This window comes from Streptomyces sp. NPDC002574 (assembly GCF_042889545.1).
Classification (GTDB): Bacteria; Actinomycetota; Actinomycetes; order Streptomycetales; family Streptomycetaceae; genus Actinacidiphila.
This window is the reverse complement of the sequence record NZ_JBIARB010000001.1, coordinates 516,941-542,026: the sequence shown is the minus strand read 5'-3', so window position 1 is coordinate 542,026 and position 25,086 is coordinate 516,941. Positions and strand designations below refer to the sequence as shown.

General features: G+C 71.8%; 20 protein-coding genes. 15 read left to right on the top strand and 5 right to left on the bottom strand.

Features of this window, described 5'->3' with window-relative positions; genetic code table 11:
• Positions 1 to 35: 35 nt before the first annotated feature.
• From ACFYXS_RS02490 to ACFYXS_RS02480, 3 genes are all read left to right on the top strand, one after another.
• Positions 36 to 1,325 carry a citrate synthase gene (locus tag ACFYXS_RS02490; protein WP_389242928.1) on the top strand — a complete coding sequence of 430 codons (1,290 nt, stop codon included), beginning with the start codon at positions 36 to 38 and terminating at the stop codon, positions 1,323 to 1,325.
• A 458-nt stretch (positions 1,326 to 1,783) separates the two neighbouring features.
• Complete coding sequence (locus ACFYXS_RS02485) at positions 1,784 to 2,530, top strand: SDR family NAD(P)-dependent oxidoreductase (RefSeq protein WP_389243503.1); 747 nt, start codon at positions 1,784 to 1,786, stop codon at positions 2,528 to 2,530.
• A 217-nt stretch (positions 2,531 to 2,747) separates the two neighbouring features.
• Entirely contained in the window at positions 2,748 to 3,500 is a 753-nt protein-coding gene (locus tag ACFYXS_RS02480) for a DedA family protein (protein ID WP_389242926.1), read from the top strand.
• Positions 3,501 to 3,548: 48 nt separating this feature from the next.
• Here the strand turns inward: ACFYXS_RS02480 and ACFYXS_RS02475 are convergent, their stop codons facing one another.
• Positions 3,549 to 4,199 (bottom strand): TetR/AcrR family transcriptional regulator, encoded by a 651-nt coding sequence (locus ACFYXS_RS02475; RefSeq protein ID WP_389242924.1) that lies wholly within the window; start codon positions 4,197 to 4,199, stop codon positions 3,549 to 3,551.
• A gap of 170 nt (positions 4,200 to 4,369) precedes the next feature.
• Here ACFYXS_RS02475 and ACFYXS_RS02470 point away from each other — a divergent pair, with 170 nt between their 5' ends.
• Positions 4,370 to 6,634 (top strand): MMPL family transporter, encoded by a 2,265-nt coding sequence (locus tag ACFYXS_RS02470; protein ID WP_389242922.1) that lies wholly within the window; start codon positions 4,370 to 4,372, stop codon positions 6,632 to 6,634.
• A 3-nt stretch (positions 6,635 to 6,637) separates the two neighbouring features.
• Here the strand turns inward: ACFYXS_RS02470 and ACFYXS_RS02465 are convergent, their stop codons facing one another.
• Entirely contained in the window at positions 6,638 to 6,841 is a 204-nt protein-coding gene (locus ACFYXS_RS02465) for a MarR family transcriptional regulator (protein WP_319661490.1), read from the bottom strand.
• Positions 6,842 to 7,040: 199 nt separating this feature from the next.
• Positions 7,041 to 7,694 carry a TetR/AcrR family transcriptional regulator gene (locus tag ACFYXS_RS02460; RefSeq protein ID WP_389242919.1) on the bottom strand — a complete coding sequence of 218 codons (654 nt, stop codon included), beginning with the start codon at positions 7,692 to 7,694 and terminating at the stop codon, positions 7,041 to 7,043.
• 59 nt (positions 7,695 to 7,753) lie between these two features.
• Here ACFYXS_RS02460 and ACFYXS_RS02455 point away from each other — a divergent pair, with 59 nt between their 5' ends.
• Entirely contained in the window at positions 7,754 to 9,775 is a 2,022-nt protein-coding gene (locus tag ACFYXS_RS02455) for a M3 family metallopeptidase (protein WP_389242917.1), read from the top strand.
• Positions 9,776 to 9,803: 28 nt separating this feature from the next.
• Here ACFYXS_RS02455 and ACFYXS_RS02450 read toward each other — a convergent pair whose 3' ends face one another.
• The gene (locus ACFYXS_RS02450) at positions 9,804 to 10,163 is read right to left on the bottom strand and encodes an ArsR/SmtB family transcription factor (RefSeq protein WP_389242915.1); all 360 of its coding nucleotides are present in this window, start codon (positions 10,161 to 10,163) and stop codon (positions 9,804 to 9,806) included.
• Positions 10,164 to 10,172: 9 nt separating this feature from the next.
• Here ACFYXS_RS02450 and ACFYXS_RS02445 point away from each other — a divergent pair, with 9 nt between their 5' ends.
• Positions 10,173 to 11,264 (top strand): cation diffusion facilitator family transporter, encoded by a 1,092-nt coding sequence (locus ACFYXS_RS02445; protein WP_389242913.1) that lies wholly within the window; start codon positions 10,173 to 10,175, stop codon positions 11,262 to 11,264.
• Positions 11,265 to 11,297: 33 nt separating this feature from the next.
• On the opposite strand, the gene ACFYXS_RS02440 is transcribed toward ACFYXS_RS02445, so the two are convergent.
• Positions 11,298 to 11,711 (bottom strand): hypothetical protein, encoded by a 414-nt coding sequence (locus ACFYXS_RS02440; protein WP_389242911.1) that lies wholly within the window; start codon positions 11,709 to 11,711, stop codon positions 11,298 to 11,300.
• Positions 11,712 to 11,908: 197 nt separating this feature from the next.
• Here ACFYXS_RS02440 and ACFYXS_RS02435 point away from each other — a divergent pair, with 197 nt between their 5' ends.
• The 9 genes from ACFYXS_RS02435 to ACFYXS_RS02395 all read left to right on the top strand — a co-directional run bounded on the left by ACFYXS_RS02435 (position 11,909) and on the right by ACFYXS_RS02395 (position 25,071).
• On the top strand, positions 11,909 to 12,427 hold the full coding sequence (locus ACFYXS_RS02435) for an FxLYD domain-containing protein (protein ID WP_389242909.1): 519 nt from the start codon (positions 11,909 to 11,911) through the stop codon (positions 12,425 to 12,427).
• A gap of 848 nt (positions 12,428 to 13,275) precedes the next feature.
• The gene (locus tag ACFYXS_RS02430) at positions 13,276 to 13,731 is read left to right on the top strand and encodes a hypothetical protein (RefSeq protein ID WP_389242906.1); all 456 of its coding nucleotides are present in this window, start codon (positions 13,276 to 13,278) and stop codon (positions 13,729 to 13,731) included.
• A complete protein-coding gene (gene pstC / locus ACFYXS_RS02425) occupies positions 13,728 to 14,762 on the top strand; it encodes a phosphate ABC transporter permease subunit PstC (protein WP_389242904.1) in 1,035 nt (344 codons plus the stop codon). The genes ACFYXS_RS02430 and pstC overlap by 4 nt, the downstream gene beginning before the upstream one ends.
• A gap of 1 nt (position 14,763) precedes the next feature.
• Positions 14,764 to 15,972: a phosphate ABC transporter permease PstA gene (pstA, locus tag ACFYXS_RS02420; protein ID WP_389242902.1), complete on the top strand. Its 1,209-nt coding sequence runs from the start codon at positions 14,764 to 14,766 to the stop codon at positions 15,970 to 15,972.
• 101 nt (positions 15,973 to 16,073) lie between these two features.
• Complete coding sequence (locus tag ACFYXS_RS02415) at positions 16,074 to 17,753, top strand: phosphate ABC transporter substrate-binding protein PstS (protein ID WP_389242900.1); 1,680 nt, start codon at positions 16,074 to 16,076, stop codon at positions 17,751 to 17,753.
• Positions 17,750 to 20,302: a hypothetical protein gene (locus ACFYXS_RS02410; RefSeq protein ID WP_389242898.1), complete on the top strand. Its 2,553-nt coding sequence runs from the start codon at positions 17,750 to 17,752 to the stop codon at positions 20,300 to 20,302. Before ACFYXS_RS02415 ends, ACFYXS_RS02410 begins: the two co-directional genes overlap by 4 nt.
• A 99-nt stretch (positions 20,303 to 20,401) precedes the next feature.
• Complete coding sequence (locus ACFYXS_RS02405) at positions 20,402 to 21,403, top strand: hypothetical protein (protein ID WP_389242896.1); 1,002 nt, start codon at positions 20,402 to 20,404, stop codon at positions 21,401 to 21,403.
• Positions 21,404 to 21,489: 86 nt separating this feature from the next.
• Entirely contained in the window at positions 21,490 to 23,064 is a 1,575-nt protein-coding gene (locus ACFYXS_RS02400; protein WP_389242894.1) for an Ig-like domain repeat protein, read from the top strand.
• A 129-nt stretch (positions 23,065 to 23,193) separates the two neighbouring features.
• Positions 23,194 to 25,071 (top strand): WxL protein peptidoglycan domain-containing protein, encoded by a 1,878-nt coding sequence (locus ACFYXS_RS02395; protein WP_389242892.1) that lies wholly within the window; start codon positions 23,194 to 23,196, stop codon positions 25,069 to 25,071.
• The last annotated feature ends 15 nt before the right edge of the window (positions 25,072 to 25,086 follow it).

The following is a 25,086-nucleotide window of genomic DNA, read 5'->3' as shown; positions in this document are numbered from 1 at the left end:
TCGAAGAAGAGGCACGACGTCGGTGAGGGAATGACGTGAGCGACAACTCTGTAGTACTGCGGTACGGGGACAGCGAGTACAGCTACCCGGTGATCGAGGGCACCGTTGGGGACAACGGCTTCGACATCGGCAAGCTCCGCGCCAATACCGGCCTGGTCACCCTGGACAGCGGCTACGGCAACACCGCGGCCTACAAGTCCGCGATCACCTACCTCGACGGCGAACAGGGCATTCTCCGCTACCGCGGTTACCCCATCGAGCAGGTCGCCGAGCGTGGCAGCTTCCTGGAGACCGCGTACCTCCTCATCAACGGTGAGCTCCCGACCGTTGACGAGCTCGCCGGCTTCCGGGGCGACATCACGCAGCACACGCTGCTGCACGAGGACGTGAAACGGTTCTTCCAGGGCTTCCCGCGCGACGCCCACCCGATGGCCATGCTGTCCTCCGTGGTCAGCGCGCTGTCGACGTTCTACCAGGACAGCCACAACCCGTTCGACGAGAAGCAGCGCTACCTCTCGACGATCCGGCTCATCGCGAAGCTGCCGACGATCGCCGCGTACGCGTACAAGAAGTCGATCGGCCACCCCTTCGTCTACCCGCGCAACGATCTCGGCTACGTCGAGAACTTCCTGCGCATGACGTTCGCGGTCCCCGCCGAGGAGTACGAGCTCAACCCGGTCGTCGTCGACGCCCTGGACAAGCTGCTGATCCTGCACGCGGACCACGAGCAGAACTGCTCCACCTCCACCGTGCGCCTGGTCGGCTCCTCGCAGGCCAACCTCTTCGCGTCGATCTCCGCGGGCATCAACGCCCTGTGGGGCCCCCTGCACGGCGGCGCCAACCAGAGCGTGCTGGAGATGCTGGAGGCCATCCAGGCCGACGGCGGTGACGTGGACGCCTTCATCCGCAAGGTGAAGAACAAGGAGGACGGCGTCCGCCTCATGGGCTTCGGCCACCGGGTCTACAAGAGCTTCGATCCCCGGGCGAAGATCATCAAGGCCGCGGCGCACGACGTCCTGTCCGCGCTGGGCAAGTCCGACGAGCTGCTGGACATCGCCCTGAAGCTCGAGGAGCACGCGCTCAGCGACGACTACTTCGTCTCGCGCAACCTCTACCCGAACGTGGACTTCTACACCGGCCTGATCTACCGGGCCATGGGCTTCCCGTCCACGATGTTCACCGTGCTCTTCGCGCTCGGCCGGCTCCCCGGCTGGATCGCGCAGTGGCACGAGATGATCACCGAGCCGGGTTCCCGCATCGGCCGCCCGCGTCAGGTCTACACGGGCGTCGTCGAGCGCGAGTACGTGCCGGTCGAGAGCCGCTGATCCCGCGCCTCCGGTGTCCCGCTCCGGCGGGGCGCCGGGGCACGCCGGAGCAAAGAGAAACGCCCCGCGCCGAATCCCCCCACGGGTTCGACACGGGGCGCTCCCGTTTCCCGGAGCGGATCCCCCCACGGGTCCGTACCGGGCGTTCTTTGGGTGCGCTCGCCCCACCGGAGCGCGCCACCCGGGAGGGCCGCTCAAAGCTCTCCGGGCAGTGCGTCCAGGCGTGACGACCGGGCTGTCCCCCAAAGACAACCCGCTCATCATCTCACCGAGTCCGCCGGGAGCCCGGTGTCTTCTCGGGGTTAGACCCCCCTGTAAACCAAAAGGTTACGTTTCAGCCAGTGTGATCTAGGTCTCGTCTACGTCTTTCTACGTCATCCGCATCAGAAACGACCCCCGTGTCGGTCGCGCGGACCCCGTCCCGTAACGTGCTGTCCCACCTTGAGGGGCGGAGCGTGATGTCGCAGCAGGCGAGTGTGGGCCGGAACGTCGTGGTGACCGGCGGGGGAACGGGCATCGGCCGGTCGGTGACGACGAGGTTCGCGGAGGCGGGTGACCACGTGACGATCGTGGGCCGCCGGCGCGAGGTGCTGCGGGCCACCGCCGAGGAACTGCGCACGGAGCACGGCCTCGACGTCACCCCGGTCGCCTGCGACCTCGCCGACCCCGACGACGTCGAGGCGGCCCTCGCCCGACTGCCGCGGCGCGTGGACGTGCTGGTCAACAACGCGGGCAGCCGGGAACTGGCGATCGGCGCCGGCCCGCACGGCGTCCTGGCCCGCTGGCGCGGCGACTTCGAGCGCAATGTGCTGACCGCGGTCCTGGTGACCGAATCCCTGCGGGACCGGCTGCCCGAGGGCGGCCGGGTGATCACCGTGACCTCGGTGGCCGCGCTGCGCGGCGGGGGCTCCTACGGCGCCTCCAAGGCCGCCCTGCACGCCTGGAACCACTCCCTGGCCGCCCAACTCGGCCCGCGCGGCGTGACCTGCAACATCGTCGCCCCGGGCACGGTGGCGGGCACCGAGTTCTTCGGCGCGCGGCTGGACGCCGCCGAGCTGACCCGGCGGGCCGGGCGCACCCTCGTCGGCCGCGTGGGGCGCCCCGACGACGTCGCCGCGGCGGTGGTCTTCCTGGCCTCCCAGGAGGCCGGTTTCATCACCGGCGAGATCCTCCAGTGCAACGGCGGCGAACTGCTCGGACGCTGAGCCCGGCGCGCCGGTCTACTCCCCTGGTCGGACCGGGACGCGGCACCCCCTCCCTGAGGATGACGCGGCCCCCGGAAAACCCCGGGAACGCCCCCGATCCCGGTGAAACCGGGTTGCCCCCGCCCGAACGCTGCTGCCAGCGTGGAACCGGGACGGGGCGGGGTCACACCGGGGCCGGGGCGGGAAGAGGGGCGGCCGTATGGACGTTTCACGCTTTATGTCAGCCCTTGACTTCACCGCAGGTCTCGAGGGATACCTGCGCGACGGCCACGTGCTGTGGGCCTACGGGGTGCTCGCGGCCACGACCGCGCCCCCGCTGGTGCCCAACTCGGCGCTGCTCGTGACCGGCGGAGTGCTGGCGGCCCAGGGGCGGCTGGACATCGGGCTGGTGCTGCTGGTGGTCGCGGGCAGCGCGCTGCTCGGCGACATGGTGATCCACCGGACCGGCCGGGCGGTGAGCGGCAGCGTTCTGACGCGCCTGTACCGCAAGCCCCGGCGCCGGGCGCTGCTGGAGTGGGCGAGCGTCCGCATAGAGCGCCACGGTGTGCCCTTCGTGATCGGCGTGCGGTTCCTGCCCAGCGGGCGGGTGATCGGCGGGCTGGCCGCGGGGATCGTCCGCTACCCGGCGCGGCGCTACGCGATCGGCGCGGGCGTGGCCGAAGGGGTGTGGGCGACCTACTCCGTGGGGCTGGGCTACTTCGGCGGCCTGGCCATGTCCAACTCCCTGTACGCGGTGGGGCTCGGCCTCGGCGTCTCCTTGTTCGTGGCGGGGGTCGGCAGCCTGGCGCAGGTGGTGTCCGGGCGCCGGGCGGCCGCCGAGAGCGCCGTGGCCGCCGGGCGGGTGGTGGCGTCCGGAGGGACGGTCCCTCCCGCCCCGCGCGTCGGCGACGAGGAGGGACGCGACACGGACGACGGGCGCGGCGGCGGGACCGGGCCGGGCGCGGGGCGCCGGGGCACGGTCAGCTCCTGAGTGGCCGGCTCTCCTGTGACCGCGGGGATCCGGGCGCGGCCCGGGTGTTCAGCCGGCCGCGGGGGCCGGGCTGCCGCCGGGCTCATGGGCGGCCGCCACCCCGGTTGCGGCGGCGGCCGCCGTCACGTCGACCGGTCCGGTGCCGACGCGTGGGGCGAGGTAGCCGAACAGGGCGTTCTTCAGTTCGCCGGTGTAGGCGTCCCGCTCCACGCCCTCGTGCCCGACGACCAGGGCGAGGCCGGCCTTGAACAGCCCGAAGGCCATGGCCGCCACCTGCGTCCGCTCCGCCGGGGACAGGTCCGGGGCGCGCAGGCCGAGCAGCGTCTCGACCCGCTCCACCAGGGAGCTGTGCAGGGCGTCGTGCTCCGAGGTGACCGATCCCGGGATGTCGCTGTCGTGGACCAGGGCGAGGAAGGCCGGGTTCTCGCAGTTGAAGTCGATCATCGGATCGACGATCACATCGAGCATCTCGCGCAGCGGCAGCGAGGCGTTCTCCGGCGTGAACAGCTCGCCGTGGGCCTCGCGCATCCGCAGGTTGAGGGTGCTGCCCAGTTCGATGGCGATGGCTTCCTTGTTGGGGAAGAACTGGTAGAGCGTGCCGGGCGACACACCCGCCTCACGCGCGATGGCGTTCGTGCTCGCCGCGGTGTAGCCCACCGTGCGGAAGACGTCCGCCGCGGCGTCCAGCAGCTGTGCCACGCGCCGTTCCCCGCGCGCCTGACGACGGCGCGGTCTCTGCTCCTCGGGCACGTGTCATCCCCAATCACTGTTGACAAACGCGAGTGGCCGCTCGCATTCTGAAGAAACGCGAGTGATCGCTCGTGTTGGCCAGTTTACGGCTGCTCTTCATGGGAGGGGACACCTCTGTCATGTCCGATGTCAACCGCGGGCGCCCGCCAGGGGTCTGGACCCGGGTGACCACTGCCCGGCCGAGGCTCGCCCTGCTCCTCGCGTTGCTGTTCACCGCTCTCGCCGTGGTCGCGGGCAGCGGGGTCGCCGAGCGGCTGCACAGCGGCGGCTGGGAAGCGCCCGGTTCCGAGTCGTCGTACGCCAACGCGGCACTGCAGAAGTACTTCCCGGACTCCCAGCCCAATCTGATCCTCCTCGTCGACAGCCGCGGGGCCGGGGTGGACTCCCCGGCCGTGGCCGCCGAGGGCCGTGAACTCGGCCGTCGGCTCGCCGCGGACAAGGACGTCAGCGGTGTCACCTCCTACTGGACCACCGCCGCGCCCGCCCTGCGCGCCGAGGACGGCGGCGAGGCGATGATCGCCGCCCGCATCGCCGGTGACGACGACGCGATCGCCGGGACCGTCGAGCGCCTCGCCCCCGAGTACCGCGGGGCGCACGGCCCGGTGGAGGTCAGGGTCGGCGGTCTCGCCGCCTTCCGGCAGGAACTGCAGAGCACCATCCAGGACGACCTGGCCCGCGCCGAGGTCATCGCACTGCCGGTGACCCTGCTGCTGCTCGTCATGGTCTTCGGCAGCGCCGTGGCCGCGATGCTGCCGCTCGTCGTCGGCATCGTCGCGATCCTGGGCACCAACGCCGTGCTGCGCGGCATCACGGCCTTCACGGACGTCTCGATCTTCGCCCAGAACCTGACCACCGCCCTGGGGCTCGGACTGGCCATCGACTACGCGCTGTTCATCGTGCGGCGCTTCCGCGAGGAACTGGACGCCGGCGCCGACCCGCGGGCCGCGGTGGGCGCGACGCTCCGCACGGCGGGCCGCACGGTGCTCTTCTCGGCGCTCACCGTGGCCGCCGCGCTGTCCGCGATGTTCCTGTTCCCCCAGTACTTCCTGCGCTCGTTCGCCTACGCGGGCATCGCGGTGGTGCTGCTGGCGGCGGGTGCCGCCCTGGTGATCCTGCCGGCGGCGCTGGTGCTGCTGGGCAACCGGGTCAACGCGCTCGACCTGCGCAGGATCCTGCCGCGCCGGCGGGCCGCGCGAGAGCCCGGCGCCGGGTACGCACGGCTGGCCACCCTGGTGATGCGCCGGGCGCCGCTCTTCGCGGTCGGCACGATCGCGGGCCTGGTGCTGCTCGGAGTCCCCTTCCTGCAGGTGCAGTTCGGCACGGCCGACGACCGCCAGCTGCCGGCGACCGCCGAGGCGCATGTGGTGCAGCAGCACATACGTGACGACTTCCCGGGCAACCCCGGCGACGAGATCACCGTGCTCGCCGAGGGCAACCCGACGGCGGCCCAGCTCGGTGCCTACAGCAGCAGGCTGTCCGAACTGCCCGGGGTGGTGGTCGTCGACGGCCCCGCCGGGCAGTACGCGTCCGGCGAGCGCAGTGCGGCGCCCGGCCCGGCCGAGGCGGCCCGCGCGGCCGGCGGGGCGGCGTATCTGACGGTGCTGCCCAGGACGGAGGCGGTGGACGCGGCGAGCCAGGACCTGGTGGACAGGATCAGGGCGGTCGACGCCCCGTTCACGACCTCGGCGACCGGCACGGCCGCCCAACTGGTGGACACCAAGGGCGTCATCGCCGACCGACTGCCCTGGGCGGCCGGGATGATCGCCGCAGTCACCTTGCTGCTGGTCTTCCTGCTCACCGGCTCCGTCGTCATCCCCCTGCAGGCGGTGCTGCTCAACGCGCTCAGCCTGACCGCCATGTTCGGTGCGGTGGTGTGGGTCTTCCAGGACGGCCACCTGTCGGGGCTGCTGGACTTCACCGCGACCGGGAGCATCGAGACCACCCTGCCGGTGCTGATGTTCTGCGTGGCCTTCGGGCTGTCGATGGACTACGGCGTCTTCCTCCTGTCGCGCATCAAGGAGGAGTACGACCGCACCGGTGACCACCGGTCGTCCGTGGTCTTCGGGGTGCGCCGCACCGGCGGGCTCATCACCGCGGCCGCGGTGATCCTGGCGGTGGTGATGGTGGCGATCGGCACCTCCCGGGTCGCCAACACCAAGATGCTGGGCCTCGGGATCGCGCTGGCCGTGCTGATGGACGCGATGGTGGTCCGCACACTGCTCGTGCCCGCCGTGATGCGGCTGACGGGACGGGCGACATGGTGGGCCCCGGGACCGCTGAAGCGGCTGCACGGCCGCTTCGGACTGAGCGACGGGGAGGGGCCGGGCGGGGCCCCGGCGCGGGAGGAGCCCGCGCGGGGCCCGGAGCCCGCCCGTACCGGCTGAGGGTCAGCCGAGCTCCCGGCGGCCTCTGTTGCCCGGCCGCCGGGAGCTCCACAGGCGGATGGTGTCCGCGTACCAGAAGGGCTTGCCGGCCTCCACGACGTCGGGCGGCGGCAGGTGCCCGTGTTTCCGGTACGAGCGCACCGTGTCGACCTGGACCCCGATGTGAGCGGCGATCTCGGCGTACGACCAGAGGGTCCGATCCGTCATCTCACACACACCTCCTCGCGATGGCTTCGAGCGGTCAGCCTCGCCGGGTCAACGACATGGGATGACAGGTGAATGGGCCTGTTGATCACCTGTTACGGGAAGCCCGCGTAACGGTGACAAACCTGGCAGAGGGGGTGATGATCGGACAGCCGTCCGGCGGACGGGGACGGAACGGCGTACGAGGGTGCCTCGGTCCGCCTCAGTCCCCGAACCGCGCGGGCAGGGGCGGCGGTTGCGCCGAGGCGGCGGCGCGCAGCCGCGCGAGGATCGCGGTGCCCGCCTTGGTGTACGCGGAGGCGTCGTCGAAGAGCACCGACTGCAGATTGCCCGACTCCATCAGGGCGATGAGCTCGAAGGCCAGCAGCGGCACATCGAGATCCGCTCGCAACTGCCCCGTCCGGCGGGCCTTCTCCACGGTGATCTCGACATAGGTGATCCACTCCAGGCGCGCGTCGGCGACCAGGTCGTGCACCGGGCCGGTCCGCGCGTCGAACTCGGCCGCGACGGCGAGGAAGAAGCAGCCGCCGGGGAACACCCGGCTCCGGGAGTACTCCAGCCACGCCTCGCAGAGCCGCCACACCCGGGCGATGCCGGCGGGCAGTTCGCGCGGCGGCCGCACCACATGGTCGACGTACAGCTCGCGGGCCGCGCGCACGGTGGCCAGCTGCAGTTCCTCCTTGGAACCGAAGAGGGCGAACACCCCGCTCTTGCTCAGTCCCAGTTCGGCCGCCAGCCGGCCCAGGGACAGCCCTTCCAGACCCTCGACCGAGGCGAGGGCCGTGGTGCGGCTCAGGACCAGGCGGCGCGTCTCGTTGCCGCGCCGGAGCCGGTTGTCCGTACGGGGGGCTGTCACCCGGCCATCCTACGAAAGGCCACGTCCGCCCGGAATGCGGCGGGCGTAGGGTCGGTCGTGTGACCTCGACGAATCCCTTCCTCAGTCCGAGCACGCTCCCCTACGAGCTGCCGCCGTTCGCCGACATCCGGGACGAGCACTACCTGCCCGCCTTCGAGCGCGGCATGGCCGAGCAGCTCGCCGAGGTGCGGGCCGTCGCGGCGGACCCGGAGCCGCCGGGCTTCGAGAACACGATCGTCGCCCTGGAGCGCTCCGGCGACCTGCTGAGCCGCGTCTCGAACGTCTTCTTCAACCGCACCGCGGCCGACACCAGCGAGACCGTGCAGGAGATCGAGGCGCGCGTCAACACCGAGCTCGCCGCGCACGCCGACGCCATCCACCTCGACCCGGATCTCTTCGCCCGCGTCAAGGCGCTCCATGACACCCGGCACGAACTGGGCCTGGACGCGCCGTCCTTGCGGCTGCTGGAGCGCTACCACACCCGCTTCGTCCGGGCCGGGGCCGAACTCACCGAGGAGGGCCGCGAGCGGCTGCGCGAGCTGAACGCCGAGATCGCCGAGGCCTCGACCGCCTTCGAGCAGAACCTCTTCGCGGACACCAAGGGCGCCGCGATCGTCCTGGACAGCGCGGAGGAACTCGCCGGCCTGTCCGCGGACGCCGTTGCCTCGGCCGCGGCCAACGCCACCGCCCTCGGCCACGACGGCCGCTATGTGCTGAGCCTGAAGAACTTCTCCAACCAGACCGAACTGGCCTCCCTGGACGACCGCGCCCTGCGCCGCAGGCTCCTGGAGGCCTCCCTGGGCCGCGGTCTCACGAGCAACCGCGCCCTGGTGGTGAAGCTCGCCCGGCTGCGCGCCGACCGCGCCGCGCTGCTGGGCTACCCCTCGCACGCCGCGTACGTCGTCGCCGACCAGACCGCCGGCACGACCGAGGCGGTCACGACCCTGCTGTCGCGGCTGGCCCCGGCCGCCGTCGCCAACGCCGAGCGGGAGGCCGCCGCGCTGACCGCCGCCTCCGGCCTGACGGACTTCGCCGCCTGGGACTGGGCGTACTGGTCGGAGAAGGTCCGCAAGGCCGAGTACGACATCGACGCCGCCGAGATGCGCCCGTACTTCGAGCTCGACCGGGTGCTGAAGGACGGCGTCTTCCACGCCGCGGGCCAGGTGTACGGGCTGGGCTTCACCGAGCGCCCCGACCTGGGCGGCTACCACCCCGACGTACGGGTCTTCGAGGTCTCCGACGCCGACGGTACCCCCCTCGGCCTCTACCTCGGCGACTTCTTCGCCCGCGCCTCCAAGCGCGGCGGCGCCTGGATGAACAGCCTGGTCAAGCAGTCGCACCTGTTCGGCCGCAAGCCCGTGGTCGTCAACAACCTCAACATCGCCAAGCCCGCGCCCGGCGAGCCGGCGCTGCTCACCTTCGACGAGGTCCACACCCTCTTCCACGAGTTCGGCCACGCCCTGCACGGTCTGCTCTCCGACGTCGAGCACCCCTTCTTCTCGGGCACCGCCGTTCCGCGCGACTTCGTCGAATACCCCTCCCAGGTCAACGAGATGTGGGCAACCTGGCCGCAGGTGCTGGCCCACTACGCGCGCCACCACGAGACCGGTGCGCCGATGCCCGCCGACCTGGTGGCCCGGATGGAGGCCGCCGAGCGCTTCGGGCAGGGCTACCGGACGGTGGAGTACCTGTCGGCGGCCGTGCTCGACTGGGCCTGGCACTCCCTCCCGGCCGGCCACGACCCGGGCGACGCCGAGGAGTTCGAGGCGGCCGCGCTGAAGGAGGCCGGGCTCGCGCTGCCGGCGATCCCGCCGCGCTACCGCAGCACCTACTTCGCGCACATCTTCGCCCACGGATACAGCGCCGGTTACTACTCCTACATCTGGAGCGAGGTGCTGGACGCCGACACCGTCGAGTGGTTCAAGGAGAACGGCGGCATGCGGCGCGAGAACGGTGACACCTTCCGGCGCGAACTGCTCTCGCGCGGCGGCAGCGTCGACCCGCTCACGGCCTTCGAGAACTTCCGCGGACGGGCGCCGGAGATCGCGCCGCTGCTGACCCGCCGCGGCCTGGCCGGCTGAGGGGACACCGGGGCGGGACACCGCTGGGTCAGTCGTGCGGCCGGGCCCCGCTGAGGCGGTGGTCGGCGAGGTTCAGCGCCTCGTCGACCACCCGGCGGAGATGTCCGTCTGCGAGCCCGTAGACCATGCGGCGGCCCTCCTTGCGCACGGTCACCAGCCCGGCCAGCCGCAGTTTCGCCAGGTGCTGGCTGACGGCCGGGCGGGCCGCGCCGCACAGTTCGGTCAGCGTGCCGACGTCGGCCTCCCGCTGCCCCAGGGCGTGCAGGAGGCGGAGCCGGGTGCGGTCGGCGAGCAGCCCGAGCGTCTCGGCGGCGAGGGCGTACTGCTCGGCGCCCGGGTCTCGCGGGTGCGCATCCTGTGCAGGTGATAGGTGCATGCGTGCGCTCATACGCACATAATGGCAGGCATGGACGAGCACCGGCACCCCCACCCGCACGGCGGTCACGGTCAGGCGCACGACCACGGCCGCGACCACAGTCACCATCACGACCGCGACCACGACTGCGACCACGACCGCGCGCACCCCCGCACCCCTATCCGCCCCCACTCCCACGCCGCGGCGGACAAGCTCGACCGCGCCCTCGAAGGCTCCGCCGAGGGCCTCCGCGCCCTGTGGATCTCCCTTGCGGTCCTCGGGGCCACCGCCGCCGCACAGGCGGCCGTCGTCGTGCTGTCCGGATCGGTCGCCCTGCTCGGCGACACCGTGCACAACGCCGCCGACGCGCTGACCGCCCTCCCGCTGGGCCTGGCGTTCCTGCTCGGGCGCCGCGCCGCCACCCGGCGCTTCACCTACGGCTACGGCCGGGCCGAGGACCTGGCGGGGATCGTCATCGTCGCCACCATCGCGGCGTCCGCAGTCGTCACCGGGTACCAGGCGGTCGACCGCCTGCTGGACCCGCGGGACGTCTCCCATCTGCCGGCCGTCGCCGCCGCCGGGCTGGCCGGTTTCGCCGGCAACGAATGGGTGGCCCGCTATCGCATCCGCACCGGGCGAAGGATCGGTTCCGCCGCGCTCGTCGCGGACGGGCTGCACGCCCGCACCGACGGCTTCGCGTCGCTCGCCGTGCTGCTCGGCGCGGGCGGCGCGGCACTCGGCTGGCGCGCGGCCGACCCGGTCGTCGGGCTGCTCATCGGCGCGGCCATCGTGCTCGTGCTCCGCGACGCGGCCCGCGAGGTGTTCGGCCGCCTCATGGACGCCGTGGATCCCGCCCTCGTGGACGCCGCCGAGCGTGCGCTGCGCGACCGGCCCGGTGTGCTGGACGTCGCCGAACTGCGGCTGCGCTGGATCGGGCACCGGTTGCGGGCGGAAGTCGCCGTCGTCGTGGACGGTTCGCTCGACCTGCGCGCGGCCCATCAGGTCGCCGTGGACGCGGAGCACGCGCTGCTGCACGCGGTTCCCCGGCTGGGCGCCGCCCTCGTCCACCCCGATCCGGCTCCGGCGGCCGGCCTCCCCGATCCGCACGCCGTCCTGGCCCATCACGGGGTGTGAGCCGGGTCGGCCGGGTCGGCCCGGTCGGCCCGGTCAGCTCGGCTCCGCGCCGGGGCCGGCCGCCCGCCGGACCCGTTCGCGCAGTTCCCGCAGCCGGTCGGCGGGGGCGCCCAGCCCGTTGAGACGCAGCCGGGCGGTCTCCGTGCCGGTGTCGGCATTGGCGGTGAAGGCCAGATTGAGTGCCTGACGCACCATCCAGTGGTCGTACGTCAGCAGCCGTACGGCCTCGTCCCGGGCGTCCGCGTCCTCGCCGCCGACGGGCAGGTCCCGCAGCCGCTGGGCGATGTCCTGCAGCACCGCCGCCTGCCGGCTGCCGGCGCGGGCCACTTCGGTGGGCACCGGGCCCGGCTCGCCGCACGCCGCCACCACGCGGTCGGCCTCCGGCTGGGCGGCCGCCGCCTCGTCCAAGAGCGCGGCGAGCGCCGCCAGTTGCTCGTACGAGGACATGGCTCCTCCGGTCCGGCGTCGCATCGCCACGGGCCCCCAGTGTGCCCCGGTAGGACGTCTGACGGTGAGTTGGTGTGGACCAGGGGAATGATCTGTACCGGATCGGTCACGGCAACATCACGGACCGCTCGCATGTCTGCGCGGACTGTGAGGGGAGTGTCACGGTGTCCCCCACACCCAAGCCTCAGGGGGCTCCTGTGACACAGTCGTCGCACACGCAACCACCGGGTTCGCACCCGTCCCAAGAACCCGGCTGGGTTCAGCCGCCCAAGAAGTCGGGCGCCGGGAAGATTCTCGGCTTCGGCGTCGTCGCCATCCTCGTCGTGATCGGCGGCAGCGTCGCGTTCGCCCTGCGCACCGGCGACGGCTCGAGCCCCGGCGACAAGGCCCCGGCGGTGAGCACCGCCCCGACGCACGCCGCCGTCGTGGAGGAGCAGTTCAAGGACGATGTGAAGGTCGCCTCCTGCGGGCTGGCGGACTTCACCAAGTGGCCGAGTGCCGAGGTGACCATCACCAACCACGGTGACCGGAGCGCCGACTACCAGGTGCGCGTGGCCTTCACCGACGAGACGGGGACCCGGATCGCCCAGGGCGTCGCCACGACCACGGGACTGGCCGCCGGGGCATCCGTGAAGGAGACCGCACAGGGCTCCGCGGCGGCGGCGGGCGAGATCACCTGCAAGGTGACCGAAGTGGGCCGCACCGCCGCGAACTGACGCGGCGCGGGAGGAACGGCCCGGGGGGCCGTTTCGTACCGCCCTTTCCCGTGGCCGGCGACTCCGGTTCGCACGACGTACCCGCGGCCGGGGGCCGCGGGTGTCTCTCGCGGACGGTCCGCCGACGGTTTTCGGACGGACCGGCCCGGCGGTACCGAACCCCGGCCGGGACGGCCGGCCGCCCGGGTCCGGACATGCGCCCGTCCACCGTGTGAACGCTCCACGGTGGCCGGAGAACTGGGGAGAAACGTCCTCTGAACAGGTTCCGCTCGCGCGCTCCGCGGCCGGCCGTGAATGGCGGGAACCCGCGCTTCTGTCCTCAACTACGCGCGTCCGAAGGACTGTTGACGATCGTTCTCGCGCAAGTGCTGCTCGATGTGTACCGCTTCTGCGTGAGGCCGACTGCGTCCGACCGCGGCTGGAAAAGCGGAGCGTCACCGCCGCCTTGATCATCATCACCTTGCGTGGATCTGCACGCCTCGTTCATCTTCCATCCGTTCGGCGTTCCCTCCTCCTTGAACACAACCCCCTCATGTGCCGCGACTGTCAGGACCGCTTGGGGATGTATTTCGGCCTGTTGCGCGAAAAACAAAATGGGGAGGGAGGTCGGCCTTATGGTCCGGCCGCGCGTTCTGTACATGTTGGCCCAGGGGGATGGCAGGTACCTGCCAGGGGTGCAGCATGTGCGTTCGGGGAATCCGGGGGATCCGGACCTCTCCCCGGAGGGGTCGCCGCGTACCGCGAGACCCGAGAGACCCGAAAGACCTGAAAGATCCGCACGATCCGACCGGCAGGACCGCCACGACCGGGCCGACCGGCAGGAGCGGTCCGAGGACCGGCCCGCCGCCGTGGGCTGGCGCCTGGTCGGCGCCAACAACCGTGAACTGGGGCGCAGCGCCCGCGTGTACGCCTCCCTGGCCGAGTGTCAGGCCGCCGTGCTCCGGCTCCGCGAGAACATCGGACAGGTCCGCGCGCAGCTGGCCATGGCCGATGCCGGCAGCACCTGGACGTGGCGGGTCGCGCTCGGCGGCAAGGACGTCGCCGTCTCCGGCCGCACCTACCAGCGCCAGCGCGAGTGCCAGCAGAACCTGGGCCTGTTCCTGGCCGCCGTGACGGTCGCGGAGATGACCGAGGGGACGGCCCACCGGCCGCGGTTGCGCGGTCTGCGGGCCGCAGCTCAGCCGGGGTCTACGCGAGAAGACTCCGACGACGGCCGCGGCGCGCACGACGCCCGCGGCGCCCGGGGCCCGCGGGACACCACACCGCCGCCCACCGGGCTGCGGGCCGGGGCGGCGGTCCGATGACCCTCGCGATCCCCGGGGTCGGCGGTCCCTCCGGACCCGGTCCCGACCGCACGGACGACGCTCCCCGTGACATCCGCGGCAGTGTCGAGCCCACCGACCTCGCCTTCCGCCTCGCGGCACGGGGGAGCGGCGCCGCGGTGCTCGTCATCATGCTGCTGGTCGGCGTCTTCCTCACCTACCGGGCGTGGCAGGCGCTGAGCGTCGCCGGCTTCTCGTTCCTCACCACGGCGGCCTGGGAACCCGATTCCCACCACTTCGGCATCGCGGCCGTGCTCACCGGCACGGTGCTGATCGGCGTGGTGGCGATCGCCTTCGCGCTGCCGCTGGCGGTGGGCACGGCGCTGTACATCTCCGAGTACGCGCCGCGCCGCCTGAAGCGCACGCTCGTCAGCCTCGTGGACCTCATGGCGGCGGTGCCGAGTGTGGTGTACGGGCTGTGGGGCGCCTTCTTCCTCCAGGCCCACGTCGTCGGACTGTCCCGGTGGCTGGCCACGTACTTCGGCTGGCTGCCGTTCTTCAAGGTCGCGGGGACCGATCCCGACGACCCGCTGGCGACCTCCACGGTCTACACGTCCTCCACCTTCATCGCGGGGATGGTCGTGGCGCTCATGGTGACGCCGATCGCCTGCTCGGTGATGCGGGAGGCCTTCTCCCAGGCACCGGTGGGCGAGCGCGAGGGCGCCTACGCGCTCGGCGCGACCAAGTGGGGCATGGTGCGCACCGTCGTCCTGCCCTTCGGGCTCGGTGGGGTCATCGGCGGCACGATGCTCGGCCTCGGCCGGGCGCTGGGCGAGACGATCGCGGTGTACATGATCATCTCCCCGGTCTTCGCGATCCAGCCGCACATCCTGCAGAACGGCGCCAACTCCGTCTCCGCCCTGATCGCCCTGCGCTACGGCTCGGCGAGCACCTTCGGCATGTCGGCCCTGATGGCCGCCGGCCTCGCACTGTTCCTCATGACGCTGGTCGTCAACTTCATCGCCTCCTCGATCGTGGCGCGCAGTCGCTCCGGCGCGGGGGTGGAGGCCTGAGATGAGTGACCTCCTCACCAAGGAGCGGACGGCCCCGGCCGCCCGCCCCGACGAGCCCGAGATCCGGCGCAACACCTCCGGTGTGCACCTGATCGACCTGCTGGCACTGGGCGGGGCACTGGCCGGCGCGGTGGCCCTGACCGCGCTGCTGTTCTTCTGGGTCGCGCCGTTCAACTCCCTGCTCGGCTTCGTGGTCGTCGCCTACGTGTGCTTCCTCGGCCTCTACGCCGTGCTGGTCTCCTTCGACCAGAACGCAGCGGCGGTACGGGACCGGGTGGCGGCGGTGGTGTGGCAGAGCCTGGCCATGCTGCTCCTGGTCGCGCTGGTCTTCGTGGTCTTCTACACGCTGTGGCGCGGCCACCGGGCGCTGGTGCACCTGAACTTCTTCACCCAGGACCTGTCGGAGACCGGTCCGCTCCAGCCGCTCACCCAGGGCGGTGTGCTGCACGCCATCGTCGGCACCCTGGAGCACATCACGATCGCCCTGGCCATCACGGTTCCGCTCGGCCTGTCCTGCGCGGTGTTCCTCAACGAGGTGCCCGGCGGCTACGCCCGGTTCGTGCGCACCATCGTGGAGGCGATGACGGCCCTGCCGTCGATCGTGGCCGGCCTGTTCATCTACGCCACCGTCATCCTCATCATCGGCCTGGAGAAGTCCGGCTTCGCCGCCGCGCTCGCGCTGAGCGTGATGATGCTCCCGATCATCATCCGCGCCGCCGACGTGGTCATCCGGCTGGTGCCGAGCTCGCTGCGCGAGGCGTCGTACGCGCTCGGGGCAGGCCAGTGGCGCACGGTGTGGACCGTGGTGCTGCCCACCGCGCGGTCCGGTCTCACCACCGCGGTGATCCTCGGCACCGCCCGCGGCATCGGCGAGACCTCGCCGGTGCTGCTGACCGCCGGGTTCACCGCCAGCCTCAACACCAACCCGCTGAAGGACGCGCAGATCTCGCTGCCGCTGGCGACCTTCTCGCTCGTCGGGTCGCCCCAGCCGAACCTGATCGCCCGCGGGTTCGGTTCCGCGGCGCTGCTGATGGCCCTGGTCCTCTTCCTCTTCCTGCTGGCCCGTGCCATCGGCGGACGCGGCCCGGGCGAGCTGAGCCGCGGTCAGCAGCACCGGCGGGTGCTGGCCTCCCACCGGGACGTGGTGCGCATGAGCGCCCGCAGGCCGCCGGCCCCGGCGCCTGCCGCTCCCGACCCGGCCGACTCGTGACACCCCGCCGCCGTCCAGACCGCACCACCCGTACCGATCAGGAGCCGCCCGTCATGTCCGGAGCCCGTCCGGCACCGCCCGCACGTTCCCGTTCCCGAGCCGTGAGACTGCTCGCGCTGCTGGCCGCCTTGCTGTTCACGGCCGTGCTGCCGACGCCGGACACCGCCTCCGCCGCCACGTACGTCCCGATCTCGGGCGCCGGGTCCACCTGGAGCCAGAACGCGCTCGACCAGTGGCGGGCCAACGTCAAGCAGTACGGCATGACGGTGAACTACAACGGCACCGGTTCCTCCGACGGCCGCAACCAGTACCGCAACGGCACGGTGGACTACGGCGTCTCCGAGATCCCCTACGGCATCGAGGACTCGGGCGTCATCGACCCGCCGCCCACGCGCAAGTACGCCTATATGCCGATCGTGGCGGGCGGCACCTCCTTCATGTACAACCTCAAGATCGGCGGCAAGCGGGTCACCAACCTGCGGCTGTCCGGCGACGTCATCACCAAGATCTTCACCGGCGTCATCAAGACCTGGAACGACCCGGCGATCAAGGCGGACAACCCCGCCCTGGCCAAGGCCCTGCCCGCGCTCCCCGTCGTCCCGGTGGTCCGCTCGGACGGCTCCGGCACCACCGCGCAGTTCACGACGTGGATGTCCAAGCGGTACGGCTCGCTCTGGGACGACTACTGCCGCAAGGCCGGCCGCAGCACCCCCTGCGGTCAGACCTCCAACTTCCCGCTCGTGCCGGGCAGCCGTTCGGTCGCCCAGGCCGGCTCCAACGGCGTCTCCGGCTACGTCGCCCAGGCGGGCAACGTCGGCACGATCACCTACGTCGAGTACTCGTACGCCGTCTACACCACCGGCTTCCCCGTGGTGAAGGTGCTCAACTCGGCGGGCTACTACGTCGAGCCGAAGGCGACCAACGTCGCGGTGGCGCTGCTCCAGGCGAAGATCAGGCCGGACCTCACGCAGCAGCTCGACCAGGTCTACACCGACGGTGACAAGCGCACCTATCCGCTGTCGAGCTACAGCTACATGATCATTCCGACCGAGCTGGAGTACAAGTTCAACGCCCAGAAGGGCAAGACGCTCGGGGCCTTCGCGTACTACTTCCTCTGCCAGGGCCAGCAGAGCGTCGCCGACCTCGGCTACTCGCCGCTGCCCATCAACCTCGTCAAGGCCGGTCTGGAGCAGGTCGCCAAGATCCCCGGCGTCAACGTCGAGTCGATCAACATCAAGAAATGCAACAACCCCACCTTCTCCACCAACGGCACCAACACCCTCGCCAAGACCGCCCCGTACCCGCCCGCCTGTGACAAGAAGGGCGCCACACAGTGCGCCACCGGCACCGGCGGCGCGAAGACCCCGACCAACGTCGGGGGTTCCGGTGGCAGTGGCGCGTCGGGCGGCTCGGGCGGCAGCGGCGGCGGAAGCGGTACCGGCGGCAGTGGCTCGTCGGGCGGCAGCGGCGCCACCGGGGGCACGTCCGGGGCCGGCGGCGGTGACACGGGCGGCGCCACCGGTGCGGGCGGCACGACGGGCGGAGGCAGCGCCTCGCCCTCGGTCGACCCCGACACCGGTCAGGTGATCGACAACGGCGCGGCCGCGGCCGACGGCGGCAACGGCGGCAACGGCGCGTTCCCGGTGCCCGTGACGACCGCGAGCAACATCAGCGGCGGCACCCAGACGACCCTGATGGTCCTGGCAGCCGTGCTGCTGGTGGCCCTCACGATCGTGCCGCCGCTGCTCACCTCCCGCCTCGGCCGCAAGGGGCGGTCATGAGGGGCTTCCGCCGGCCGCTGGCCGGTCTGTTCGCCGTCCTCGCCCTGGCGCTCACCGGGGCCGCGGCCCCGGCCTCCGTTCCCATGGCCGCCTCCGGGTCCGGATCGCAGGTCACGGTCAGCGGCCACGACACCTTCGCCGACCTGAAGGTGACGGTCAGTCAGACGAAGAGCCTGGTCAACCAGGTGATCAAGGTGTCCTGGACGGACGCCACCCCGACGATCTCGGACACCAACTACGCGGCCGACTACCTGCAGCTCATGCAGTGCTGGGGCGACGCGTCCACCGGCCCGGACCCCGAGCAGTGCCAGTTCGGCGGCACCTCCGCGCTCGGCGCGGGGGCGGGCAGCCAGGGAGCCGGCGCGTACACCAACACCCGCCAGCTCAACTACGGCGCACTGCTCAAGGACTCCGCGCAGGTACTGCCGCCGCCGACCGAATCGGGCAACTACTACGTCCCCTTCCACTCGGTGACCGGCGACGCGAGCCAGCCCGGGAACTGGAACGACTTCTACGACGTCAGCACCTCGAACGAGGTCCCCTACGCCCGCAGTGGCCCGAACGGCACGGGCGAGGTCTACTTCGAGGTCCAGACCGCGCTGGAGGCCCCCGGCCTCGGCTGCGGTGAGGTCCCCGAAGGCCACACCGCCGTCACCGGCCGCAGCTGCTGGCTGGTCGTCGTGCCGCGCGGCGAGACCGAGGTGAACGGCAGCGGGTACCGCGATCAGCCGAGCGGCTTGCTGCAGTCCTCGCCGCTCAGCGCGACCAACTGGAAGCAGCGCATCGTCGTCCCGCTGCAGTTCGAGGCCATCGGCAGCTTCTGCCCGATCGGCGCCGACGAGCGCGGCACGCTCGGCAACGAGGCCGTCGCCGAGGCGGTCGTGCGCTGGCAGCCCACGCTGTGCCAGAGCGGCTCCAAGACCATCTACGGCTACGCGCAGATCACCGACGACACGGCGCGCGCCAAGCTGGTGTCCGGCAAGCCCGGCATGGTCTTCCTCAACCGTCCGCCGACCGCCGACCAGGTCCCGGAGGACCAGCGCCCGGTGTACGCGCCGGTGGCGCTGTCGGGTCTGACCTTCGGCTACTTCATCGAGAGCCAGGCGGGCACCAGTGCCCCCGCGGAGGTCAAGGCCCGCAACGGAACCCGGCTCACCTCGCTGAACCTCACCCCCCGGCTGGTCGCCAAACTCCTCACCGAGTCCTACCAGAACGGCAACTCGCGCCTGGCGGACAGCACCAAGAACAACCCCGTCAACATGGCCCTCGACCCGGAGTTCCAGAAGTACAACCCCGACTACGCCGGACTCGACTTCGGTGGCGCGTTCGGCGACGCCCTCGTCGCCGAGCCGCTGTCCGACGCCACGTGGCAGTTGTGGAACTGGGTGGAGCAGGACCCGGCAGCCCGGGAGTTCCTGGACGGCACCGCCGACAACACCGGCGCCCACGGCGACCCCGGCTTCTCCGGGATGACCGTCAACCCGCACTACAAGGGCATCGAGCTGCCCATCAACGACTTCCCCAAGAGCGATCCGTACTGCCAGGAGTTCGCGGATCACGCGGACAACCCCCTGTGCATCCAGGACAAGCACCCCTACGCCACCGACATGCACGCCGGTGCCCGCGCCGCCGCGCGCGGTGAGACCCTGGCCCGCACGACCTGGGACAAGACCACCAATCCGCCGGCCTACAAGAAGGACTTCCCGCAGCCGACGGGGCAGCGGGCCGTTCTCGCGGTGACCGACACCGCGACCGCGCACCGCTACGGGCTGGTGACCGCCACCCTGCAGAATGCCGCGGGCCGCTTCGTGGCACCGACCACCGAGTCCCTCCTGGCGGCGCAGAAGGCCATGAAGCCCAGCGGTGTCGCCGGCGTGCTGGAGAACGACCCCGCCACGAAGGACGCGGCGGCCTACCCGGTCCCGCTCCTCAGCTACGCGGCCACCGTGCCCGAGAAGCTCGGGAAGACGGAAGGCCGGGAGTACGCCGACCTGCTGCGGTACGCGGTCGGCTCGGGCCAGCGCCCCGGCGTCTCCGCCGGCACCCTGCCCGACGGGTACGCCCCGCTGCCGCAGGCCCTGCGCTCGCAGACCCTGCAGGTCGCCTCCGCGATCGTCTCCAGGTCGGGCGTCACGACCCCCGATCCTGGCAGCGGCGACGGCGGCTCCACGGGCGGCGGTGACGGCGGCTCCACGGGCGGCGACGGCGGCAGCGGTGGCGGTGGCGGTGACGGTGGCGGTGACGGTGGCGTCGGCGTACCGGCTCCGCCCGTCGAGAGCCCCACTCCGCCCGCGTCGCCGACCCCCTCGGCGCCCGCGCCCTCCGGCGCCTCTCCCTCGGCCACTCCGGTGGCCGCCGGCAGCGCGCTGCCGCCCACACCCGAATGGGCGCTCGGCGCTCCGCGCTTCGCCCTCCTGATCGCCCTCGTGGCCGGCCTCATTGCGGCCGTCTGCGGCCCCCTGCTGCCGAGAGTGGCACCTGGGGTCGTGGCCGGTCTCCGGGACCTGTTCGCGAGGGGCGGCCCGAACCCGCCCCAGGGAAAGGGGTGATGCCCGCACTCAACTCATCGACAGGTCCGCGCCAACGAACTGTCTGAACCATTGCGCCGGGCACCACCCGGCAAAAGCCTAGCCGAGAGGTAATTCCCAGTGAACATCCGAAAGATCGTCATCGCGGCCGTCGGTGCTGCGGGGCTTCTCACCGGCACCGTCTGCGGCAGTGTCGCTGTCGCCGACCCGTCCGGCGCGCCGGCCTTCCGCCAGCTGTCCGGCGTGGGCTCCGACACCACCCAGGACGTGATGAACGGCATCGCCAACGTCGTCACGATCAACGGTGTCAAGGTCATCGGCTCCTACAACGCGACCGGTTCCGCGAAGATCACCCCCAAGGACCCGACCGCCTCGCCGGCCTGCACCAACATGGACCGTCCGAACGGTTCCGGCGCCGGCCGTGCCGCCCTGCTGACCTCCCTGCAGGCGGGCAACGGCTGCCTGGACTTCGCGCGCTCCTCCAGCCTCACGCTGACCGCCGCGACCCCGGGTCTGACCTACGTGCCGTTCGCCGTGGACGGTGTCAGCTACGCGATCACCCCCAGCAGCACCGTGCCCCGCAAGCTCGCCCTGGCCGACATCAAGGCGATCTACCACTGCGACGCGGCCTACGTGGGCACCGGCCCGAACTACAAGCTGACGGCGCTCCTGCCGCAGGCCGGTTCGGGCACCCGCTCCTTCTGGGAGTCCCAGGTCGGCATCACCGAGGCCGACGTCGTCGCCGGCGTCTACCCCTGCATCAAGGACACCAAGAACGGTGCCCCGGTGCAGGAGCACGACGGTCGTGTGCTCGACGACAAGTCGATCGTCCCGTTCTCCATCGCCCAGTACAACTCGCAGTCGTCGCAGACCGTCGCCGACCTGCGCGGCCGGGCGATCCTGGGCACCATCGACGGCCTCGCGCCCAACGTGCTCAACACCAACTTCGGCGTGAAGCGCGATGTCTACAACGTCATCCCGACCAGCAAGATCGGCACGGCGCCCTGGAGCACCGTGTTCGTCGGGTCGAACTCGCTCGTCTGCCAGCAGACCGGCGTGATCAACACCTACGGCTTCGCGGCCAACGCGAACTGCGGTGACACGAGCAAGCAGACCCCCTGACGCGGTCGTTGCACCTCATCACCTCATGGATGTCTGAACCATCGCTTTCGCCACTTTCTCATCCTTCCCAGAGGGAGAGCACGACTGTGTTGAAGAACAAGTTCTCGCGAGCCCTGGCGGGTGGTCTCGCGGGCACGGTGGCCGTCCTGACGGCCGGGCTGCTGGTAGCCCCCGCGGCGCACGCCGACGAGATCGGTACCGCCGTGGCCAACCCCGCGCGCGGCGCCGACACCCAGAGCATGGACTTCACGATGAGCGGTCCCTGCCCGGACCCCTCGACCAACATCCTCGTCTACGTCCAGGGCGCCGGTTTCCCGGACGAGGGCCAGAACGTCGTCGGCAACTCCCCGTTCGAGACGTACAACTCGACGGAGAACGGCGGGCTCATCATCCCGCTGACCGAGACGATGCGTGACTACGCCAACGAGGCGGGCTTCAGCACGCTTCAGGGCAAGTACACGTTCACCGTCACCTGCCGCAAGGCGTTCGGTGACACCATCTACGGCGAGTTCAAGTCGTCGATCTGGTTCACGTCCAACACCACGTACCAGAGCACCGACCCGGACGTGAAGACGGCCACGAGCACCGCTCTCGCCGTGTCCCCGAACAGCCCGGTCACCGCCGGCACCCCGGTCACCCTGACCGCGACCGTCGGCCCGGCCGGCGTGGCGGGCGAGGTGCAGTTCAAGGACAAGGGCGTCGCCATCGGCACCCCGAAGTCCGTGACGGGCGGCACCGCGACCCTCACCACGAGCAGCCTGTCCTCGGGCAGCCACTCGCTGACGGCCGAGTTCACCCCGTCCGACACGGCCTACGCCGCGTCGCAGTCCTCCGCGGTCGACTACCAGGTGAACGCCGCCCCGGCGACGTCCACCACCACCGCGCTGGCGGTCTCCCCGTCCGGCACGGCGCCGCAGTTCAGCCCGGTCAAGCTGAGCGCCACGGTGACGCCCGCCGCCGCGGCCGGTTCGGTGAAGTTCCAGGACACCGTCGCCGGCAACACCTCCACGCTGGCCACGGTGCCGGTCAACGGTGGTGAGGCCTCCTTCACCACCAGCAGCCTGCCCAAGGGCGACCACGCCTTCTCGGCGACCTTCGTCCCGGCCAACACGGACGACTACCTCGGTTCGGACTCCGGCGCGATCCCGTACGTGATCGGTGCCTTCAGCGGTGTCTCCGCCTCCGAGGACATCACCACCACCGTCGAGGCCGGCGCGCTGGCCATCAGCGTGGACAACCCGCACGTCACGCTGCCCTCGCCGGTGCTCAACGCCAACGGCGACCTGCTCACCACCGCGGGCAAGATCAACCCGGTCACCCTGACCGACACCCGCGCCGGCAACCCGGGCTGGTCCGCCAGCGGCCAGGTGACCGACTTCTCCGACGGCGGCACCCACGCCATCAACGGCCAGAACCTCGGCTGGACCCCGAACGTCATCGACCACTCCCCGGCGCAGTCCGTCACTGCCGGCACCGCGGTCGACCCGGCGCACGGTGCCGAGCCCACGGACGCGGGCACGGCGGGTCTGAAGTCCTCCCGCTCGCTGGCCATCGGCACCGGTCTCGGCACGGCGCACTTCGGGGCGGACCTCGCCCTGAACGCCCCGACCTCGACCGTGGCCGGTACCTACACCGCGACCCTCACGCTGACGGCCATCTGAGCCGCCGGCAGGTCATGGGGCGGTCCCGCTCGCGGGGCCGCCCCGGGCCGGGGCGGGCAGCGATGCCCGTCCCGGCTTCCGGCCGCCCCCACTCCTCCCGTACTGCCGCGCCCGAACGGACGACCTGACATGATCACTCGTTCCGCCCGCCGGCTGGCCGCCGCCCTGGCCGCCTGCCTTTTCGCCGTCCTCCCGGCCGCCGAAGCCGCTTCGGCCGCCCCCGCACAGCCGTCGTCCGCACGGCCGGCCGCGGATCCCCACGGGCGCACCACCTTCGGCGTCCAGCCTTCGTCCGCGAAGAAGCCCGACGCCCGTCCGAACTTCTCGTACGGCGTGACCCCGGGCGCCGCCGTGCGCGACTACCTCGCCGTCTGGAACTACGGCAACGAGCCGCTCACGGTGAGCGTGTACGCCGCCGACGCCATCAACACCGCCGAGGGCGGCTTCGACCTGCTCGCGGGCGGCGCCAAGTCCAAGGACGCCGGCGCGTGGGTGAAGGTCGCCAAGGACCGCGTGACCATTCCGCGCCGTTCGAAGGTCATCGTGCCCTTCACCCTGACCGTCCCGGCCACCGTGACCCCGGGCGACCACGTCGCCGGCATCGTCGCGTCGCTGGCGGGGGTCCGCACCGACAAGAAGGGCGACCGGGTCAAGGTCGACCAGCGCGTCGGCGCCCGCGTCTACGTCCGGGTGGCCGGCGACCTCAAGCCGCAGCTGACCGTGGAGGACGTGCACACCAGCTACCACGGCACAGCGAACCCCTTCGGCGCCGGCTCCGCCACCATCACGTACACCGTGCGCAACATCGGCAACGTGCGGCTGGGTGCCCGTCAGATCGTCCGGGTCCGCGACCTCTTCGGCGGCACCGCCAAGATCACCGGTGTCCACGACATGGCCGAGCTGCTGCCCGGCACCTCGCTCCGGTTCACCGCCAAGGCCACCGGCGTGCTGCCCACGGTGCGCGACACCGCGACCGTGCAGGTCGACCCGGTCTCCGTGCGCGGCGACATCAAGCACCCCGTGCTGCCCCGCGTGACCCGCACCCAGGGCTTCTGGGCCGTGCCGTGGATCTGGGTGGCCGTCCTGCTGGCCGCCGCCGGCGCCGTCCTGGTCGTCTGGATCCGCCGGCGCCGCCGCCGTCCGGGCCCGACCGCCGTGGCCCGGGGACCGGTGAGCACCAAGTCCAAGCGGACGCCCGCGGCGAAGGCCGCCGCCCCGGTCGCCATGGTGCTGGCCGCGATGGTGAGCTGGGCGGGCGCGCCGAGTGCCGCCGCGGCCGCGCCCGGCGGCCTGTCGGTCTCGCCGCCCCGCGGCGCCGCCACGCAGCCGATCACGCTCACCGCCGCCGCCCCCTGCCCGGCGGCCGCCACGTACGTCATCGTCCGCGTGCACGGAGCCGGCTTCCCCAAGGAAGGCCAGAACGTCGTCGGCAACGCCCCGCTCACCACGTATCCGCAGGGGGTCGGCGGCGGTCTGGTGATCCCGCTCACCTTCACCATGCAGGACTACGCCGCCACGGCCGGCTTCCGCGCGCTGCACGGCACTTACACCTTCACGGCGACCTGCCTCAAGGCGCCCTTCGACGAGAAGGGCCTGCGGGACTTCACCGGGTCGCTGCGCTTCGTCTCCCAGGACACCTACCGCGACGGCACGCAGGCCAAGCCCGAGAACCCGGCCGCGGGCACGCCCGGCGGCGGCCAGGAGGTGCAGGGCATGCAGGGCGGCGTGGGCCAGGGCGGTCCGTCCGCCCCCGTAGGCCGGCCCGCCGGCCAGAGCGCGGGCCTGCCGAGCGGCGCGCCGGCCGGCTCCGCGGCGTCGAACGCCCAGGGCGGCAGCTCCGGCACCGCGCCGCTGGTCGTCGCGGCCGACACCTCCGGCTCCCACTCCGCGCTCGTCGCCTGGTCGCTCGCCGGCTTCGTCGTCGCCTTCCTGGTGGTCGCCGCCGGTGCGACCCAGTGGGTGCGTGGCCGCAAGGGCCGTGCCGCCGCTGCCGGTTCGGACGACTGAGCACCCGCCACCACA